This is a genomic window from Pseudomonas cichorii, from assembly GCF_019719005.1.
Classification (GTDB): Bacteria; Pseudomonadota; Gammaproteobacteria; order Pseudomonadales; family Pseudomonadaceae; genus Aquipseudomonas; species Aquipseudomonas cichorii_E.
In genome coordinates this window covers 1-1343 of record NZ_JAIGPJ010000089.1, presented here as the reverse complement: position 1 = coordinate 1343, position 1343 = coordinate 1, and the positions used below count along the sequence as shown (strand labels likewise).

The following is a 1343-nucleotide window of genomic DNA, read 5'->3' as shown; positions in this document are numbered from 1 at the left end:
TTGGCGCTCAAGCCCGAGTTCTGACGGACCACGTCAGCCAGTTGGCGAGTGGCGGTCGAAACCTGCCCGGCTGTTCCGAACTGAAGAGTTCGGGCCTGGGTATCGGAAACGGTCTGCTCACGTTGCGCGACAGAGACGCTGGCACTGCCGAGCGTCCAGTTTTGTGGCGCAGTGCTGGTTTGGGTGGCGGCGACGTCACTGCCGGTCTGGGCACTCAGGCGGAACAGGCCGTTCTGGCCGGTGGGCAGGCTGAAGCCTGGCAGGGTGAGCGGGTTGACTTGTTGTTGGGACAGATCGGGGGGTAGTTGGGCGTTGACCCGGATGATTGTAGTGCCCGTGCCGGAGGGGCTGGTGCCTTGAACTTTGCTGGTGCCGCCAGCGGCTACATAATCCTGGCGAATGACACTATTTTGCAGGTTTTGTGTGGCGGTGATAGATACATTACCTCCAGATTGGATAATGGCGCTTCGACCAACGCTGCCGCTACCCACAATTTTCTCTATATCACTAAGCAATTCTAAACGTGTTATGGCCTCAGGGACTTCTACAAGATTTTTTCGATCATATAGTGATACGGGTAATTGCTCATTCCACAGCTGATCTTCTGGATAAAGCATAGAAGGATCCACAAACAACAAAGTCTCAGCATCTCTCAACTCATATTCAACATATCCATAAGTAGTATCCCCTCCACCTTGGCCAAAAAACTTAGATATTAAACCTAGCCTCAATTCCCCCACAGCATCAACATAGTAATAATTAGGAAAGTCAGGACTATTACGCTGATTATAAAAATAAGAATACTCCGCATCCTTCCAGTCATAGGAGCGGTAAATACGCGTCCGATCTATCGAACCAACAACAGCACCTAAGTTCCTAAATCCATCAGCATTAACAACAATATTTCCCGCGACACTAATCGTGCTTTTACTATTTAAAAAATCGCCTCCAGCGAAAGTAAAATTTCGCCCAGACGCCAATAAAGCAGAGACTGTCACATCGGCATCCGCCGCCCCTTCAAAGTATTCTTTTACATAAAAATCAGCTAAGAAATCCCTCGCACAAATGAGACAATTCATAGCCATAATCCCCTTCACCAAAGTCCGACCCACAGTAGAAACCTGCGTGCTATCCGAACCTTCCGTGCGGTTCTCAAACGCCGTCGCACTGATCGCAAAGTTGCCGCCACTCTCCATTGAACCCGATATATTCGAGACCTGATTGGCCCGCTCAACGCCATACCCTTTGATGGTCAAGTTATTCAGCGCATAAAAGTCGCCCTTGAGGTTGGTCAAACTCCCCACATTGGCCTGCATATCCCCGCCGCTGAAGATCAGCCCCTG

Annotated in this window: 1 pseudogene; it reads right to left on the bottom strand. The window is 50.2% G+C overall.

Features of this window, described 5'->3' with window-relative positions:
* Positions 1–1343, bottom strand: a pseudogene (locus K5D32_RS25705) (adhesin); the annotation flags it as partial.